This is a genomic window from Vibrio sp. B4-6 (genome assembly GCF_963888245.1).
Taxonomy (GTDB): domain Bacteria; phylum Pseudomonadota; class Gammaproteobacteria; order Enterobacterales; family Vibrionaceae; genus Vibrio; species Vibrio anguillarum.
Genome location: NZ_CAWPIM010000066.1, coordinates 54,227 through 70,804, shown reverse-complemented (window position 1 = coordinate 70,804; position 16,578 = coordinate 54,227). Strand labels below are relative to the sequence as shown.

Below are 16,578 nucleotides of genomic sequence, written 5' to 3'. Positions count from 1 at the left end.
TTTAACACTAAAGCCAACTGAGAGGTTGGCTTTAGTGCTTTTTATAGAGAGATTGTGTCGATCAGTCGTACAACGTTGGGATCGGTTGACGTTTATGCTGAGTTGCTGTGTAAATCGCAACAAGACGGTCAATCACGTGCTGGGAAACAGGCTTCCCTTCTAAAAAATCATCGATTTGGTCATAACTTAAGTTTAACGCATCTTCATCTGCTTTTTGTGGTACGAGCTCTTCTAAATCCGCAGTGGGTGTTTTTTGAACCAATTGTTGTGGTGCACCTAATTGAGCCGCTACCGCGCGCACTTGACGTTTACTCAAGCCAAACAGTGGTGCTAAATCACACGCGCCATCACCAAATTTAGTATAAAAACCGGTGATGTTTTCTGCGGAATGATCCGTGCCGAGTACTAACGCACCAACAAAACCTGCAATTTCGTACTGCGCGACCATGCGAGCGCGCGCCTTTACATTTCCTTTCACGAAATCAATTTTGGTACTGTCAGTTGGAGTTAAGCTTGTGCCTTGTAGCGCATCAAGAGAGGCTGAGTGCAGGCCATCTACACCCGTTTTAATATTGACCGAAATTGAGTGTGTAGGTTGAATGAAGGAGAGAGCAAGCTGCGCTTCATCCTCATCTTTTTGTTCGCCATAGGGTAAACGAACGGCGATAAACTGATAGTCGTTAACAGCGTATTCTTGGTTGAGTTGTGTCACGGCGAGCTGGGCTAGACGGCCGCACGTTGTTGAGTCGACGCCACCACTGATGCCAAGCACTAAAGACTTACAACCAGATTCTACCAATTTGCGTTTAATAAACTCAACGCGCCGTTCAATTTCATAAACAGGGTCAATGGATGAGAGAACACGCATCTCATCACGGATCATTTGTTCCATTAGGGTTCCTTTTCCTGCAAGCAATATAAATCTTTGGTGTATCATACCGAAATCATCAGATTAGAAAACCGAGAAAATGGTTTTCAGACTTGAATAGGATTGCTATGACCAAAATTGCCGTCTTTGGGAGTGCTTTTAACCCTCCGAGCTTAGGACATAAAAGTGTGATTGAATCGCTAAGCCATTTCGATTTAATTCTGTTGGTACCGAGCATTTCACACGCTTGGGGTAAGCAGATGCTCAGTTATGAGATCCGTTGTGAACTTATTGATGCTTTTATTCGTGATTTGCAGTCAGATAAGATACAACGCTCAATAGTTGAAGAGGAACTGCAACAGCCCGGGCAGAGCGTCACAACTCACGCTGTTTTGTCATTACTGCAAAAACAATCACCTGATGCTGACATTACTTTTGTCATGGGCCCGGATAATCTGTTCAATTTTGCGAAATTCTATAAAGCTCAAGATATCTTACAACGCTGGTCAGTCATGGCCTGTCCTGAAAAAGTCGCGATTCGTAGTACTGATATTCGTCAGCGGTTAGCTGAAAATTTAGATATTGCCGATTTAACGACTATCTCTGTTAGGAAAATCTTGCAGCAAAGAAAACTTTACTAGACAATCCACGCCCTTTTCGTGGTCGGAGCTGTTTGCATTCATGAAGTTAAATGTGGCTGTTTGTGCGTTAATCATGTTTTCGTCGCTGACGGAAGCTTGCGATCTCTATTCCGGTTCATTATTAACGCCAGAGTTAGAATTAACACTAGGTACAGATAGTAGCCCAACAATGTTACCAGCATCGGGCGTCTGCTTTTCTATATTAGATAGTATGGGCTACGCATCGAAACAATTGCTGGCTTTAGGTTTATTTGAAGAATCTCCAGCCGACTCTTCTTACTGGGCCGATTGGTTTTTAAAAGCCGATTCGGATCCCCTGTTTACTCAGAAATTGGCCACAAGCTACATTGGCTTTGGAGTCTGGATACCCTCTGAATTGCTTGACGAGCAAAGTGATATGTCAACCGAAGAGTGGTTAATGAGTCACGGCTTACAGCTAAGTATCGGTTTTGGCGAGAAAAAAGCGGGTGAGCCGCGCATGCGTTTTGACTATCGTTGGCATGAAGATTTCGACAGTGTTGTCATGATGCAAATTGAAGTTCCCTTCTAACGTTTTCCCTCAGTAAACACACTCCCTCAGAAAACAAAAAAGCCAACCGCAATATTCGCGATTGGCCTATGTAAATTGTGAACAAAGAGTATTCACTAACAACGTCAGTTGGCTAGGTGACCCTCGGCTTAAGAAGGGTCGATATAGTTATTGCAGCATACGTGCCAAGTTTTATAGCGCTTAGTTGCTATTGTTTCCTTGTTTTTTCAAACTTTCCCAAGAAAATTTTTGCAGGCTGCAAATGCAAACTGCAAAAACGACTCAGATTGCTAATGCCGCTAGGTTCAATCACATTCACTCTGCTATCTCACTTTTATTTAATTACACATCTAACTAATTGGTGGTTTTTTGGTTAAATATTTAATCTTATTTATTTGTTTTAAATCAGTTAGTTATATGTATTGTTGTTATTTTTTTGAATTTTTGGGTTGAATTTTTCATTTGTACTGTTAGTTTATATAGAGGCTTTTAATTAGAGCTCTAACTATTTATGTGGCAGACAATGATTACAGCAGCACCTTGGGTTGCATACCCGGAAATTATGCAAACAAAGACAGAACAATGGACGTTTCGTACCCCTAATCAAGCCGACGGGCAGCGTGTACATGATTTGATTGGGCTATGCCCTCCCTTAGATGAAAACTCCTCATACTGTAACTTCCTACAAGCGATTCACTTTCAAGAGACCTGCATCTTAGCGGAAAGAAATGGCGAAACCGTGGGGTTTATTTCGGCCTATTTAAAGCCTGACAATTCTGATGAATTGTTTATTTGGCAAGTGGCCGTGCATCCAAATGCTCGTGGGCTAGGGCTTGCCTCACATTTGTTACATGAATTGCTCGCTCGTGACGTTATGGCTGATGTTCGTGTATTGGAAACGACTATCACGAAAAACAATCAAGGTTCATGGAGCCTCTTTAAGAAGTTTGATCGAGCACATGGCGAGCAAGGAGAGGTATCGACCTTTCTCGATCAAACTCGTCACTTTGAAGGAGAGCATGATACCGAGTATTTGTACCGCATTCCGCTCAAACCTCGTTCTAACTTAACAGGATAACTATCATCGTTATGGACATTTTTAAAAAGAAAGAATCAAACGTGCAATCTTATGCCAATCACTTTCCCGTGGTTTTCTCTACGGCAAAAGGGAGCTGGCTATTTACCGATTCTGGTGATCGCTACTTAGATTTTTTGGCTGGAGCTGGTTCGTTAAATTATGGTCACAATAACGCCCTCTTTAAGCAGGCGCTATTGGAGTACATTGATAAAGACGGCATTACTCACGGCTTGGATATGCACTCCTCTGCCAAGGCTGAGTTCCTCGCGGTATTTGAAAGTCTCATTCTTGAACCAAGAAACCTCGACTACAAAGTGCAGTTTACTGGTCCAACTGGGACTAATGCTGTAGAGGCGGCAATGAAGCTGGCCAGAAAAGCTACGGGTAGAAGTAATATTGTGGCTTTCACTAACGGCTTTCATGGTTGCTCTTATGGCGCACTTGCCGCAACAGGAAATCAACATCATCGAGGCGGCGCTGGGCTTAGCTTAGGTGGCGTGACGCGGCTCCCTTATGATGGCTATGCCAATATTGATGGCCTGTCGCTATTTGAAAATATGCTGAATGATAACTCATCGGGTTTAGACAAACCGGCTGCGGTATTATTGGAGGTTGTCCAAGGCGAAGGTGGCTTAAATTGCGCGTCCAACGAGTGGTTGCAACGCTTAAGTCGTCTCTGTAAGAAAAACGATATTCTGCTTATCGTTGACGATATTCAAGCTGGTTGTGGACGTACGGGAACCTTTTTCAGTTTTGAGCCATCAGCAATAAAACCAGATATAGTGACGCTATCGAAATCGCTCAGTGGTTATGGGTTACCTATGGCGATTGTGTTGCTGAAACCTGAGTTAGATGTGTGGAAACCGGGAGAGCACAACGGAACTTTTCGCGGTAATAATCACGCCTTTGTAACCGCTACAAAAGCGCTGGAAACCTATTGGTCAAATGATGATTTTACCACTCATATCGCACATCGAGCCAAGCAAGTGACGCATGTCATTCAAACCACACTGCGTCGTTTCCCCACACTGTTTAACCGCCATAAAGGGCGTGGACTAATGCAAGGCATTGAATGTAGCAGTGGTGAGATCGCCCATAAAATTGCTCGTCGTTGTTTTCAACTAGGGATGGTGATTGAAACCGCAGGCCCAAATGACGAAGTGATTAAGTTTTTCTGTCCACTCACTATCACAGAAACCGAACTTGACCAAGGTTTAGATATTTTTGCACAAGCGGTAGAAGAGCTAGCCTCTCAGTTAATTAAAAAAGCATCTTAGGAATAAAAAATGATTGTTAGAACATTAGAAGAGTGTCGCCAAAGTGAGCGCCGGGTTGTTGCTCAAACTTGGGAAAGCGTTCGTATGCTGCTGAAAGATGACAATATGGGTTTTTCATTCCATGTTACGACCATTTTTAAAGGCGGCGAGACCCATATCCACTATCAAAACCATTTGGAATCCGTGTATTGCATGTCAGGTGAAGGGGAAATCGAAGTGATAGGAGGGGAAACTTACCCGATAAAACCTGGCACTTTGTATATCCTTGATCAACATGACGAGCACTATTTAAGAGCTTATTCTGGTGCAGATATGGTTATGGCATGTGTTTTTAACCCGCCACTGACAGGAACTGAAACGCATGATGAAAAAGGTGTTTACCCAATCATTGAGTAATCACTCGCGACGATTCACTGCATTCAATTTAAAAGAAAAGGAGATCCCATGTCTTACACCGTAGAAAAAATCGGTGGAACATCAATGAGCGCTTTTGATGCTGTGCTCGACAATATTTTACTAAGGCCTCATCACCCTTATGATCGAGTGTTTGTGGTATCAGCGTATGCAACCATTACCGATGCCCTACTGGAATGCAAACGCACTGGCAAGCCCGGTATTTACCAGATGATCGCGAAACATGATACGCAATGGCAAGAAGCCATGTACCAACTTGAACAGCGCATGTTGCTAATTAATGAGCATTTGTTCGCCGATCCGATGAGTCGTATTCGCGCGGATAAATTTATTCGTTCGCGGATCTCAGAAGCAGTCAACTGCATTAATAATATTCTAGAAACGTGTCAATACGGGCAGTTTTCATTGCGTCAGTATTTGCCTCAGGTGCGAGAATTTTTATCTTCAATAGGCGAGGCTCATAGTGCCTATAACACCAGTTTGAAGCTAAAAACTCTTGGGATTAATGCATGCTTCATTGATCTCTCCGGGTGGAATAATGGGCAAGCAGGAAGCTTAGATGAGGTGATTTTGGCTGCCTTCGAAGACATTGATGTAGCAACGCAATTGCCAATCGTGACTGGCTACGCCTACTGTAATGAAGGATTAATGAAAACCTATGATCGTGGCTATAGTGAAATGACCTTTAGCCGCATTGCCGCATTAACCAACGCAACGCAAGCGATCATCCATAAAGAGTATCACTTAAGCTCCGCAGACCCGAGAATTGTAGGCGCGGATAAGGTTAGCCCGATGGGATTGACGAACTTTGACGTAGCAGACCAACTGGCTAATTTAGGTATGGAAGCGATTCATCCGAATGCGGCAGCTGGGCTGCGTCAGCAGGGGATTGAACTCAGAATCAAAAATACGTTCGAACCAGAGCATAAAGGTACTCTCATTTCCAATGTTCATAAGCCTCAGAACAATAAGGTAGAGATTATTGCGGGCAAGGACAAAGTGTTCGCCTTGCATATTTTTGACCAAAGCATGGTCGGGAAAATTGATAATGCCAGTTATGAATTGATGGAAGTGATCGCCGAAGCTAAGGTACATCTCGTTGGTAAAGAGATGAATGCAAACTCGATGACGTATTACCTCAGTGGCAGCAGCGATAACTTAAACCACGTGTTGTACAAAATAGAGAAGCGCTACCCGAATGCATCTGTATCAGGAAAAATGGTCGCCCTCATTTCCGCAATCGGTGCATCAATGAACACCAACAACGCATTAACGCAGGGCATGCAAGCATTAGTTAACGCAAAAATTAGCCCTATTGCCGCTCACTCGTCGATGCGTAATGTCAATGTACAATTCGTAGTTGAAGACAATGATTACAATCGCGCGATTTGTGTTTTACATGATGTGTTGATTGCGAAACCGCTATCTACCAAAAAAGCGGCTTAGCGGTTCAGATTGAAGGATCGTTCCCCCCAATCACATAGTAATCTACGTGATTGGGGATTTATTTTCTGAGCGGCTGTTTTTTTAAGTGGTTTAGCTCGCTTAGATTTCAAGCGGTTTGGAAAGCTACAACATCACTAAACTTGCTGTGCCCAAGAAGGCAAAGAAGCCGACAACATCCGTTACTGTGGTTAAGATGACAGAGCCCGCTAATGCTGGGTCAAGCTTAAACTTATCAAGCGTGATCGGGATGAGTACCCCAAACAGCGCGGCGGTAATGATATTTACGACAATGGCCAGTGAAATGGTGGCGCCAATCATCGCTGACTGGAACCAGAGCCCTGCCAAGGCACCAATGATCAACGCCCATAACAAACCGTTAATGGAACCAATACCAATTTCATTTTTGAGCAACGCAAAACGGTTACCCGGTGTAATTTGGTTCAATGCCATGGCACGTACCATCAAGGTTAAGGTTTGGCTTCCCGCAATACCGCCCATCGAGGCAACAATTGGCATCAACACCGCTAACGCGACAACTTGCGAGATGACCGTTTCAAACATACCTATAGTGACCGAAGCGAGGATGGCGGTCAGCAGGTTGATCCCGAGCCAAAGGCCTCGTTTTTTGGAACTTTTAATGATGGGTGCAAATAAGTCATCTCCTTCATCCATACCTGTACCGGCCATTAAGCGCGATTCGTAAATCTCTCGTTGTGTACTCAGGGCAAATTGCCAGTCAATTTCACCCACTAAGATTTCATGGTTATCAATGATGGCGACGGTCGGCAATTGGGAATGTTCTAACGCTTCTACTGCTTCAGAAAGTGATTGGTGAGCATTCAGCGTAAAGAGATCATCTTGCTTGATGTTTTTCAGTAAAGTTTTGCTTTCAGCAAGCAAAATTTCTGTATAACTCACGATACCTTGGAATTTTTTTGCTTTGTTGATCAAATAGATATGTTGTGGAGAGTCATAATGATATTTCTCCAATAGTATCTTGGCTTTGTCGACACTGATGCTGAAAGGCAAGGTATACACTTTACGGTTTGCCCAGTGGCCAACTTCAGTATCTTCATAGGCATTGGCTTGATCATACAATTCAAGCTCGTCGCGACTAATTAAGCGCAGCGCTTCACTGATGATTTCATCAGGCAGAGAATCGGCCCATTCGAGCAGAGACAAGTTATCGAGCTTGGCGAGAGTCAGTTTTAGTTCTATTTCTGACAGTGCGTTGATGATAGAAAAACGTACTTCAGCACGCATCTCTGTCAGTACATCAATGTGTAGCTCTAAGGGTAGGCTACGCCACAGACGTACCCGCTGCTCGACAGGAAAAGCTTCTAAGATGATTGCGATCGAGCTTTCATCAAGCCCACTTTCCACGTACTCGCCGAGTAAGTCGATTTGTTGCTGCTCATCGGCTTTTGAAATCGTTTCAATATGCAGTGAAAGGTCTTGATATTCGTTCAACGTTTTACTCCGATAGGAAGTTGTTTCTTCTCGATTTTTTTCACGGCTTTTTCCGGAGTTTTGTTTAATACAATTACAGGGCGAACAATAAAGAGGTTGTTTGGATAGAGCACTGTATTGCCATCAACATTCTCTAATACGACATTGAGTAGGTTCATGTCGACGATTTTACCTTCAACAAAATTTGCGCCATCCACCACTCGCACCCATAAACCGATGCGACAGTGGTTTTGTACAAATAAAACCAGAAATGAGGTGACGTTGCTCAGCAAAGACCAACCTGCAAACAAACCGACGCCAAGCAACGCAAAAAGTGATGAGCCAACAACCAATAACCCACGCAGTTCCACGCCCCACATCATTAGCAGAGTCAACACTAACACCAAGAAAAGTAAGGTCTTCACCAGCCAACGTGCTCGTTTAAGCCGATGAATATCGACTTTGCCTATGACCATATTCTCAAACCATCGCACGGTGTAGCTGGCTGTTTTAGGATAAATAAGCAACGCCATGATCGTGATGATCCATTGATAATTTTTTTGAAATAAGTCTAAGTATTCCATGACGAATCAGAAAAAGGAGATTTGGTTCAAAATAACCGAAATTCAGTCAATTACAACCTCTAATCTGGCTGAGGTTGATAATTGGAATTGGGTTGAGAAAAAAGTAACCAATTTGCTTTAGTCGGTCGAATAAAAACTAGAGAGGATCATCGGGTTCTAGACTAGACAATAGCGTCGATGCTTCTATTTCTGGTGTTTTCATCATCATCGATAACCGCTGTAAAGTGGAGAGAATGAGAGTTTGTTCCCATGCGTTTAATGCCTGAAATTGTTCAATAAAGCTATCTTTTAGCAGTGTGGGTGCTTTGAGTAATAATTCATCTCCTGTTGGGGTCAACAATGCATGAACTTTACGTTTATCTTGTTGATCTCGCTCTCGAATGATCAGTGCGCGCTTTTCTAAGCGATCCAAAATGCTGGTCGCTGTAGCTTGGCTCATATTAGTATGATCGGAGAGTTGCTTTATGGTCATATCGGCCGAGTTTTGGATCGCACGCATTAACAATAGTTGGGGGCTAGTGAGGCCAAAATCTTTGTTTATTTTTTTGGAATGGAGATCTGTCGCACGAATAATTTGGCGTATAGCGACCAGTACTTCTTCATGAATATCCAATACTTTCCTCCTTGAAAATAAGCAGAGCCACCCTTTTGATATGGGTGGCTCCATACTCTCTTACTTAGCGGCTTCTTTGGCGGTTTTTATCCACGAATCGAATTCAGATTGGTGAGCTTTTATCCAACCATTGGCATGAGCTTCAATATCTTTGGCAGAGTTTTTACCTTTACTCATGATCATGTTTTGCGCACTGATATCATTAATATTCAACTTCATGATTTCAAAAAGTTTTGCTGCGGCTGGGTTTTCTAGAGCGAATTTTTTATTGGCGACAATCAGCATACTGTTCATCTCAAAGCCGAAGTTCTTTCCGTTGGGTAGGGTTGTATCGATATTTTTGCGCTCACCAGGTAGGGCAGAGAAAGGGACTTCAAGCCAAGTGACATCTTTACCAGGGACCAAAACCCCACTAACCCAATAAGGTGTCCAAGTGTAATAAAGGATAGGGTCGCCTTTTTTGTAGCGTGAAATTGTATCGGCAATGATAGCGGCATAGTTACCTTGGTTGTGAGTAACGGTCGGTCGTAAACCGTAGGCGGTTAAGTGCTCCTCAATCACCATCTCACAACCCCAGCCGGGTGTGCAGCCAGTTAAGTCTGCTTTACCATCGCCATTTGCATCAAACAGCTTGGCGATTTTAGGGTCTTTTAACTGAGCAATATTGGTAATACCGTATTTATCTGCCGTTTTTTTATCAATCAAGTAGCCTTGCGCTGCTCCTGATATATATTGACCTTTTCGATAGAACTTAGCGTCGCCGCCCGCCATCGAGTATTTGTCGGCGTGTAAAGGAAACCACCCAACGGCGAGATAGGTTGCATCGCCTTCGGCAATCGAAGTATAAGCCACGTTGTAGTCGACTTCCTTGGTCGGTTTGACATCGTACCCCAGCGCTTCCATCGCTTTGTTCACGATGAGAGTTTGAAATGTTTCTTCAGCCACTGTCGATTGCACGGGTTGTAAACTAATACCTTTGCCAGGAAGTTTATCAGCCCAAGCGCTGATGGGTAATGCCGCCGATGCGATTAAACTGGTTGAGATTAACGTCTTCCATGCGTAATTCATTTCTGTTCTCCTAGATTGTTGGCACTCTGATGAGTCAGTTTTTGCTTCAGTAAATAAAAGGGTGAGATAGGGCCGGTTTGATACCAGCGTACTTTTTGATCGCGATTTTCTGTACCGATATGCTGAGTTAGGCGATCAAGTAAGATGGCGAGAATGACAATGCCAAGTCCCCCCACGGCAGCGAGTCCCATATCAAGTCGGCCAATACCACGCAAAACCATTTGCCCCAAGCCACCGACAGCAATCATGGAGGCAATTACAACCATCGACAGCGATAGCATCAGTGTTTGGTTGACACCGGCCATAATGGTCGGCATGGCTAGTGGTAACTGAATACGGTAGAGCATCTGTTTTGGACTTGCGCCGAATGCATGGCCTGCTTCGATAAGCTCTTCGGGAACTTGTTGAATACCTAAGATGGTTAAACGAACAATCGGTGGTAGGGCGAAAATAATGGTTACCACCACGCCAGGTACGTTGCCAATTCCGAACAACATTACGATCGGGACTAAATACACAAATGCGGGCGTGGTTTGCATCGCATCCAAAACGGGGCGGATGAATTTTGCAGCCGTTTGATTTCTGGCCAGCCAAATCCCAAGTGGCAAGCCAATCAATAGGCAAAAGAATACCGAGGTCATGACCAAGGCGAGGGTGACCATTGCTTGTGACCACGCTCCGATTAATCCAATCGTAATCAGTGAGGCTAATGAAGCGATACCCATTTTAGGTCCAGCAAGTTGCCATGTGATCAAAAATAAAATCAACAACATCACAGGTGCTGGCGTTGAAACTAACGTGGTTTCAAATGAACTTAAAATAAAATCAACAGGTACTCTGACAGCTTGAAATAATGGCCTACCGTGTTCCACTAACCAACCCAGCCCGGTTTCAACCCAGTGATCAAAGGGGATAATTGCATCTTGAAATGGGTGCAGCCAATCGAAAGGCGCGGGAGCGTCGGTTGCGCCATTTAACCAATCACCTGCTGTAGTTGGAGACGCAGTGGTCGCTGACCAAGGATCGCTGCTGACAGGCGTTTGCGCGGCAGACGCCCATGGGTCAAGCGCCTCTGTGGATTGAATGTTGGTTTCCGTTGTCATAATTATTCCCTATCCAAAGTCTGCAATAAGCGTGATTTGGTGATCACGCCGTAATAATTTCCCTGCTGATCGACAACAGGCACGGCGTAGGGGACTTCAGCAACTTGGCTGATTAATTCACTAACAGACAGCTCCGGATCAACCGTCACAATGTCAGGCAGTAGTGCCGCGCTAAGTGATGTTTGTTGCTTGAGAGCTTGTTTCAGAGAGTCGAGCGACACAATGCCAGAGTATTTATTCGTACGGTCAACTACAATTCCGTAGTCTCGGTCATGATCCATCAGTAACTGCATTGCTGCAGCCGGGCCATCATTGTCGTGTTTTTTAAAAACGGCCGCGGGTTTTTTACGGGCAATGTCTTTAGCTGAAAAAACACTGGCAACATTAACGCCACGAAAGAATGAACTGACGTAATCGTTAGCAGGATGATGCAATATTTCATCGGGCGTGCCCGTTTGTACGACGATGCCATCTTGCATGATGGCGATACGGTCACCAATTCTCATTGCTTCATCAAGGTCATGAGAAATAAAAACGATGGTTCGCTTATCATCATTTTGCAGGCGGATTAGTTCATCTTGCATTTCGGTGCGGATTAACGGGTCGAGTGCGGAAAATGCTTCGTCCATTAACAAAATGTCAGGGTCGTTGGCGAGTGCACGGGCCAAACCAACGCGTTGTTTCATCCCACCCGATAACTCATCAGGGAATGACTCACAGTAGGCGTCTAAGCCAACCCGAGCGAGCGCTTCTTTTGCACTTTTATTACGTTCATGAGCCACCACTCCTGATAGTTCTAATCCAAAGGCAGCGTTTTCAAGAACGGTCATATGTGGCATGAGTGCGAAGTTCTGAAATACCATTGAGATATTTTTACGTCTTACATCGCGCAGCTCTTGCTCTGAAATATGAGCAATATCCTTACCCTTCAGTAAAACACTTCCTTGGGTTGGCTCAATCAGGCGGTTCAACAATCGAACTAAAGTGGACTTGCCCGAACCGGACAAACCCATAATGACAAAAATCTCCCCTTCATTGATTGAAAGAGACACATCCTTGACCCCAACAGTGAGCCCGGTTTGCTCGAAAATTTGGTCCTTATCCAACCCTTTTTCTAACAGCGGGAAAGCCTGTTGTGGAGTCTCTCCAAATACCTTGTAGAGGTTCTTAACTTCTAACACGGGTGACATGATTTACATCCTTTGTTCTTCATGGCTATTTAATGTTTAGCCGTAAATATGTATAGTACACTAAACATTAATTTGACGGTTTTCAAGTTTTAACCCAGTTATCATTAGCTATTTTGTCATTAACTTACTGATTTTTTATATCAAAAATAAATTTAAAAAAACAAAAAATAGTTTGAGTTAAAATGGTTGTGTGTGGATGACAGGCCAGAGAAATTTGGGTCCATCGGTGTGCAGATTTGAAAATGGCGACGAATAAATCGACAACGTGTCTGATGAAAGAGGTAGAGAGTGAGAAAAATAAATGAGCAACCGATTGTGCGGCAATTATTGCCGTTATTCTTGTTCCTGATAGTGCTAACGTCTTTCCCAACGCTGGCACAGGAAGAGCCCTATTCTGAATCGCCAATACTGGATCGTCCTTTGGTTGAGCGCTACATATTGGATGAGTTGAAAGCGTTAAGACAAGATCAACAAGATCTTGAACGGCGACTCACGATTCAAATTACCGACAGAGAACTGTCCGTTGCAGACAAGTCACTGAATTACTCGAATGTGACGGTGACCTATTTTTTCTATGTCATCGCTGGTGTTGCCTCATTAGTTGCATTAATTGGTTGGCAGTCACTTAAAGAAGTGAAGCACAACACGCGTGAGCTGGCCGATAAACGGCTAAATCAAATTGCGCAGGAATATGAGAAAAAATTCCTCGCCTTGGAGCGAGATCTTAAGCGCAAAACACGCATCATTACCGAAAACAACCGTGAAATTGAAATTATTAATGAAATCCATAACTTATGGTTGAGAGCGCAAAGTGTCCAAACACCAGAGCAGCGTATTGAAGTGTATGACGAAATTTTAAAAATCCGTCCCGGAGATTTGGAAGCGTTGACATACAAAGCAGATGCTGCGATGGAAATTCGGGAATACTACTGGGCACTGAGTCTATGTAATCGCGTGCTAGAGTTAGATGATGCTAATGCGCCAGCCTTGTACCAACGAGCATGTGCGTATGCGCGTATCGGAGCCGAAGAACAAGCGATTGAGGATTTACAAAGAGCCACGGAAATTAGCGCTTCATTGCGAGATTTAATTGCAGAAGAAGCTGATTTAGAAGGGCTACACGGCAATAAGAAGTTTGACGAGCTGATCAGTAGCAACATTTGATTTGTATTAAATTTCATCCACTTTTTATAGCGAACTGGTGATAATCAAACGTAATCTTAACGACAAATTATTATCATTAGACACACATACGCTTTTAACCGTTAATGCGCCTGACGTTACAGGCGTCAAGTCGTGATATCAGACTTTCTGATTCACTTTTTACTCTCTGTTTTTGTGAGATTAGATGTGGAACAACCATCCAAATTAGATCGCGTTCGCGCTGACTACAATGTTCATTATTGGAGCCAAGGCTTCTTCGGTATTGACAATCAAGGCGAAGTTTATGTTTCGCCGCGCCATGATAAGGCGCACCAAACCCCCTTGAGTTCGATCGTAAAGCAGCTTGAAGCGCGTGATTTAAATTTGCCTGTGCTTGTACGTTTTCCGCAGATCCTGCATCAACGCGTACATAACATTTGTGACGCCTTTAATCAGGCGATTGAAGAATACCAATATCCAAACAACTACCTGTTGGTCTACCCAATCAAAGTGAACCAACAAAAAGAAGTGGTAGATGAGATTTTAGCCAGCCAAGCGCAGCTAGAGACTAAACAGCTTGGATTGGAAGCGGGCAGTAAGCCAGAATTATTGGCGGTATTGGCTTTAGCCCAACAAGCAAGTTCAGTGATTGTATGTAACGGCTACAAAGACAGAGAGTACATTCGTCTGGCCCTGATTGGTGAAAAGCTTGGCCATAAAGTATTCATCGTTTTGGAAAAATTGTCTGAGCTGGATCTCGTGCTGAAAGAAGCGAAAAGCCTAGGCGTGAAACCACGTTTAGGGCTCCGTATTCGTTTAGCTTCTCAAGGCGCGGGGAAATGGCAGGCGAGTGGTGGTGAAAAATCGAAGTTTGGGCTCTCTGCCTCTCAAGTGTTGACCGTTATCGAACGCCTTAAAAAAGAGCAGCAATTAGAAGCATTGCAACTGGTGCATTTCCACTTAGGTTCGCAAATGGCGAATATTCGTGATGTGCGTAATGGCGTGAACGAAGCGGCGCGCTTTTACTGCGAGCTGCGTGATATTGGTGCGGAGATTGACTTCTTCGATGTGGGTGGCGGTTTGGCGGTGGACTACGACGGTACACGCAGTCAATCATCCAACTCGATGAACTATGGTTTAGCTGAATATGCACGCAATATCGTAAGCACGGTGAGCGATGTGTGCCAGTTATATAGTCAGCCAAGGCCAGTCATTATTTCTGAATCAGGCCGCTCGATTACCGCGCACCACGCCGTACTTATCACTAATGTTATTGGTACAGAAGCGTATTACCCAGAAGAGATTCCAGAAGTCGGTGAAGAAGCTCCGGTATTGCTACAAAACATGTGGCGTAACTGGCAAAGCTTAAGTGAAGGCTCTGATGCGCGTGCACTGATTGAAATTTACAACGATACGCAAAGCGATCTGTCGGAAGCGCACAACCAGTTTTCGACTGGCGTTATTAACCTTCAGCACCGTGCTTGGGCTGAACAGCTATCGCTGCGCATTTATCACGAACTGACACTGCAAATGAGCACCAAAAACCGCTTCCATCGTCCTATTTTGGATGAACTGAATGAGCGTTTGGCGGATAAGTTTTTTGTTAACTTTTCACTGTTTCAATCATTGCCAGATGCGTGGGGAATCGACCAAGTTTTCCCTGTGTTGCCATTGTCTGGCCTTGAAAAAGTGGAAGATCGCCGCGCCGTGATGCTGGATATCACCTGTGATTCTGATGGTGCAATCGAGCAGTACGTCGAGGGGCAAGGTATTGAAACGACGCTGCCAGTGCCAGCATGGAATGCCGATGAACCGTATTTGATGGGATTCTTCCTTGTAGGGGCCTATCAAGAGATCTTAGGCGATATGCATAACCTATTTGGCGACACACACAGCGTGGTGGTGAACATGGTAGAGAATGGCGAAACCGAAATCGTATCGATCAACGAAGGAGACACGGTTGAAGATATGATGCGCTATGTCCATATTGATGTGGATGCCATCCGTAAAAACTACCGCGAATTAGTTAGCCAGCGTGTGGCGGTTGAAGAACAAGAAAATGTATTGCAAGAGCTTGAGCAAGGCTTGAGCGGTTATACCTATCTAGAGGATTTCTAAATGAATGATTTGTTTACTAAAACTGATTATTCCCTGTATTCCAATGCGATGACGTTTGTACGTCGTCCTTATGTTAAAGACCCAGTAAGTGCAGATGCCGATGTCGTGGTACTGGGCGTACCTTTGGATATGGCTACATCAGGTCGCCCGGGGGCGAGAATGGGTCCAGATGCGATTCGTCGCGCTTCAGTGAACCTTGCATGGGAAGGTAAAAAGTTTCCTTGGAACTTTAACTTGTTCCAAGATACCAAAGTGATCGACGCGGGTGATTTGGTGTTTGATTGTGGTGACGCTGAAGATTTCACTTATCGCTTAGAAGCGGCGACTAGCGAAATTCTAAAAAGTGGCAAAACCATGCTTGCTTTAGGTGGTGACCACTTTATCACGCTGCCTATATTGCGCGCTTATGCCAAATATTATGGCGAAATGGCATTGATTCACTTTGATGCTCATACAGACACCTATGCCAATGGCAGCGCTTATGATCACGGCACTATGTTCTATCATGCGCCGAAGGAAGGGTTAATCTCAGCCAAGCATTCTGTGCAAGTGGGTATTCGTACCGAATACAAACAGGAAGGCCACGGCTTTAATGTCATCAATGCGATGCAAGCGAATGATATGTCAGTGGAAGAGATCGTCGCTAATATTCGTCAAACTATTGGTGATAAACCCGTATACCTGACGTTTGATATTGACTGCTTAGATCCCGCTTTTGCTCCTGGAACGGGTACGCCAGTATGTGGTGGATTGAATTCCGATAAAGTGCTGAAAATCATTCGTGCATTGGCCGGTATTAATTTGGTGGGAATGGATGTTGTTGAAGTTTCTCCTCCGTACGATCAAAGTGAGCTAACTGCTTTGGCTGGTGCGACAATTGCTCTAGAGCTGCTTTACGTTTGGGCTTCTAAGCCAAACGTGGCGTCATAAAAAATAAGTCAGCGCGCAGCATCACCACTGCGCGTTTTTCTTAACCATCGTCTCAACATATTTCCATTAAAAATCATCATCTTGTCTTTCAATGTAAAATTCACTTTGCGCACTCAATAATAAATAT

General features: G+C 44.1%; 16 protein-coding genes. 9 read left to right on the top strand and 7 right to left on the bottom strand.

The annotated features are described in order from the left end of the window. Positions 1 to 61 precede the first annotated feature (61 nt). On the bottom strand, positions 62 to 892 hold the full coding sequence (nadE, locus tag AACV20_RS14540; protein ID WP_170895198.1) for an ammonia-dependent NAD(+) synthetase: 831 nt from the start codon (positions 890 to 892) through the stop codon (positions 62 to 64). 104 nt (positions 893 to 996) lie between these two features. On the opposite strand from nadE, the gene AACV20_RS14535 reads away from it, so the two are divergent. The 6 genes from AACV20_RS14535 (at position 997) to AACV20_RS14510 (ending at position 6,253) form a co-directional block, all read left to right on the top strand. Then, entirely contained in the window at positions 997 to 1,509 is a 513-nt protein-coding gene (locus tag AACV20_RS14535) for a nicotinate-nicotinamide nucleotide adenylyltransferase (RefSeq protein WP_010318565.1), read from the top strand. Between the two features lie 40 nt (positions 1,510 to 1,549). Further along, on the top strand, positions 1,550 to 2,059 hold the full coding sequence (locus tag AACV20_RS14530) for a hypothetical protein (protein WP_170907533.1): 510 nt from the start codon (positions 1,550 to 1,552) through the stop codon (positions 2,057 to 2,059). A gap of 490 nt (positions 2,060 to 2,549) precedes the next feature. Continuing rightward, positions 2,550 to 3,116, top strand: a complete 567-nt coding sequence (ectA, locus tag AACV20_RS14525; protein ID WP_017046068.1) for a diaminobutyrate acetyltransferase — start codon at positions 2,550 to 2,552, stop codon at positions 3,114 to 3,116. Positions 3,117 to 3,127: 11 nt separating this feature from the next. Next, positions 3,128 to 4,393: a diaminobutyrate--2-oxoglutarate transaminase gene (gene ectB / locus AACV20_RS14520; RefSeq protein WP_047689962.1), complete on the top strand. Its 1,266-nt coding sequence runs from the start codon at positions 3,128 to 3,130 to the stop codon at positions 4,391 to 4,393. Between the two features lie 9 nt (positions 4,394 to 4,402). Next, positions 4,403 to 4,789, top strand: a complete 387-nt coding sequence (locus AACV20_RS14515; RefSeq protein ID WP_013867980.1) for an ectoine synthase — start codon at positions 4,403 to 4,405, stop codon at positions 4,787 to 4,789. Positions 4,790 to 4,837: 48 nt separating this feature from the next. After that, positions 4,838 to 6,253 (top strand): aspartate kinase, encoded by a 1,416-nt coding sequence (locus AACV20_RS14510; RefSeq protein WP_013867979.1) that lies wholly within the window; start codon positions 4,838 to 4,840, stop codon positions 6,251 to 6,253. Between the two features lie 123 nt (positions 6,254 to 6,376). Here the strand turns inward: AACV20_RS14510 and AACV20_RS14505 are convergent, their stop codons facing one another. The 6 genes from AACV20_RS14505 to proV all read right to left on the bottom strand — a co-directional run bounded on the left by AACV20_RS14505 (position 6,377) and on the right by proV (position 12,260). Next, on the bottom strand, positions 6,377 to 7,723 hold the full coding sequence (locus tag AACV20_RS14505) for a magnesium transporter (RefSeq protein ID WP_017046070.1): 1,347 nt from the start codon (positions 7,721 to 7,723) through the stop codon (positions 6,377 to 6,379). Next, complete coding sequence (locus AACV20_RS14500) at positions 7,720 to 8,286, bottom strand: mechanosensitive ion channel domain-containing protein (protein WP_013867977.1); 567 nt, start codon at positions 8,284 to 8,286, stop codon at positions 7,720 to 7,722. Before AACV20_RS14500 ends, AACV20_RS14505 begins: the two co-directional genes overlap by 4 nt. Positions 8,287 to 8,422: 136 nt before the next feature. Continuing rightward, positions 8,423 to 8,953, bottom strand: coding sequence for a MarR family winged helix-turn-helix transcriptional regulator (locus AACV20_RS14495; RefSeq protein ID WP_013867975.1), 531 nt, complete (start codon positions 8,951 to 8,953; stop codon positions 8,423 to 8,425). Positions 8,954 to 8,959: 6 nt separating this feature from the next. Further along, the gene (gene proX / locus AACV20_RS14490; RefSeq protein ID WP_094147340.1) at positions 8,960 to 9,967 is read right to left on the bottom strand and encodes a glycine betaine/L-proline ABC transporter substrate-binding protein ProX; all 1,008 of its coding nucleotides are present in this window, start codon (positions 9,965 to 9,967) and stop codon (positions 8,960 to 8,962) included. Further along, on the bottom strand, positions 9,964 to 11,070 hold the full coding sequence (proW, locus tag AACV20_RS14485; RefSeq protein WP_105976986.1) for a glycine betaine/L-proline ABC transporter permease ProW: 1,107 nt from the start codon (positions 11,068 to 11,070) through the stop codon (positions 9,964 to 9,966). The genes proX and proW overlap by 4 nt, the downstream gene beginning before the upstream one ends. A gap of 2 nt (positions 11,071 to 11,072) precedes the next feature. Then, entirely contained in the window at positions 11,073 to 12,260 is a 1,188-nt protein-coding gene (proV, locus tag AACV20_RS14480) for a glycine betaine/L-proline ABC transporter ATP-binding protein ProV (protein WP_013867972.1), read from the bottom strand. Positions 12,261 to 12,599: 339 nt separating this feature from the next. Here proV and AACV20_RS14475 point away from each other — a divergent pair, with 339 nt between their 5' ends. The 3 genes from AACV20_RS14475 (at position 12,600) to speB (ending at position 16,451) form a co-directional block, all read left to right on the top strand. Beyond that, the gene (locus AACV20_RS14475; protein ID WP_235800204.1) at positions 12,600 to 13,424 is read left to right on the top strand and encodes a tetratricopeptide repeat protein; all 825 of its coding nucleotides are present in this window, start codon (positions 12,600 to 12,602) and stop codon (positions 13,422 to 13,424) included. A 186-nt stretch (positions 13,425 to 13,610) separates the two neighbouring features. Next, positions 13,611 to 15,521 (top strand): arginine decarboxylase, encoded by a 1,911-nt coding sequence (gene speA / locus AACV20_RS14470; protein WP_170907532.1) that lies wholly within the window; start codon positions 13,611 to 13,613, stop codon positions 15,519 to 15,521. Continuing rightward, complete coding sequence (speB, locus tag AACV20_RS14465; protein ID WP_013867969.1) at positions 15,522 to 16,451, top strand: agmatinase; 930 nt, start codon at positions 15,522 to 15,524, stop codon at positions 16,449 to 16,451. It abuts the gene before it with no gap. The last annotated feature ends 127 nt before the right edge of the window (positions 16,452 to 16,578 follow it).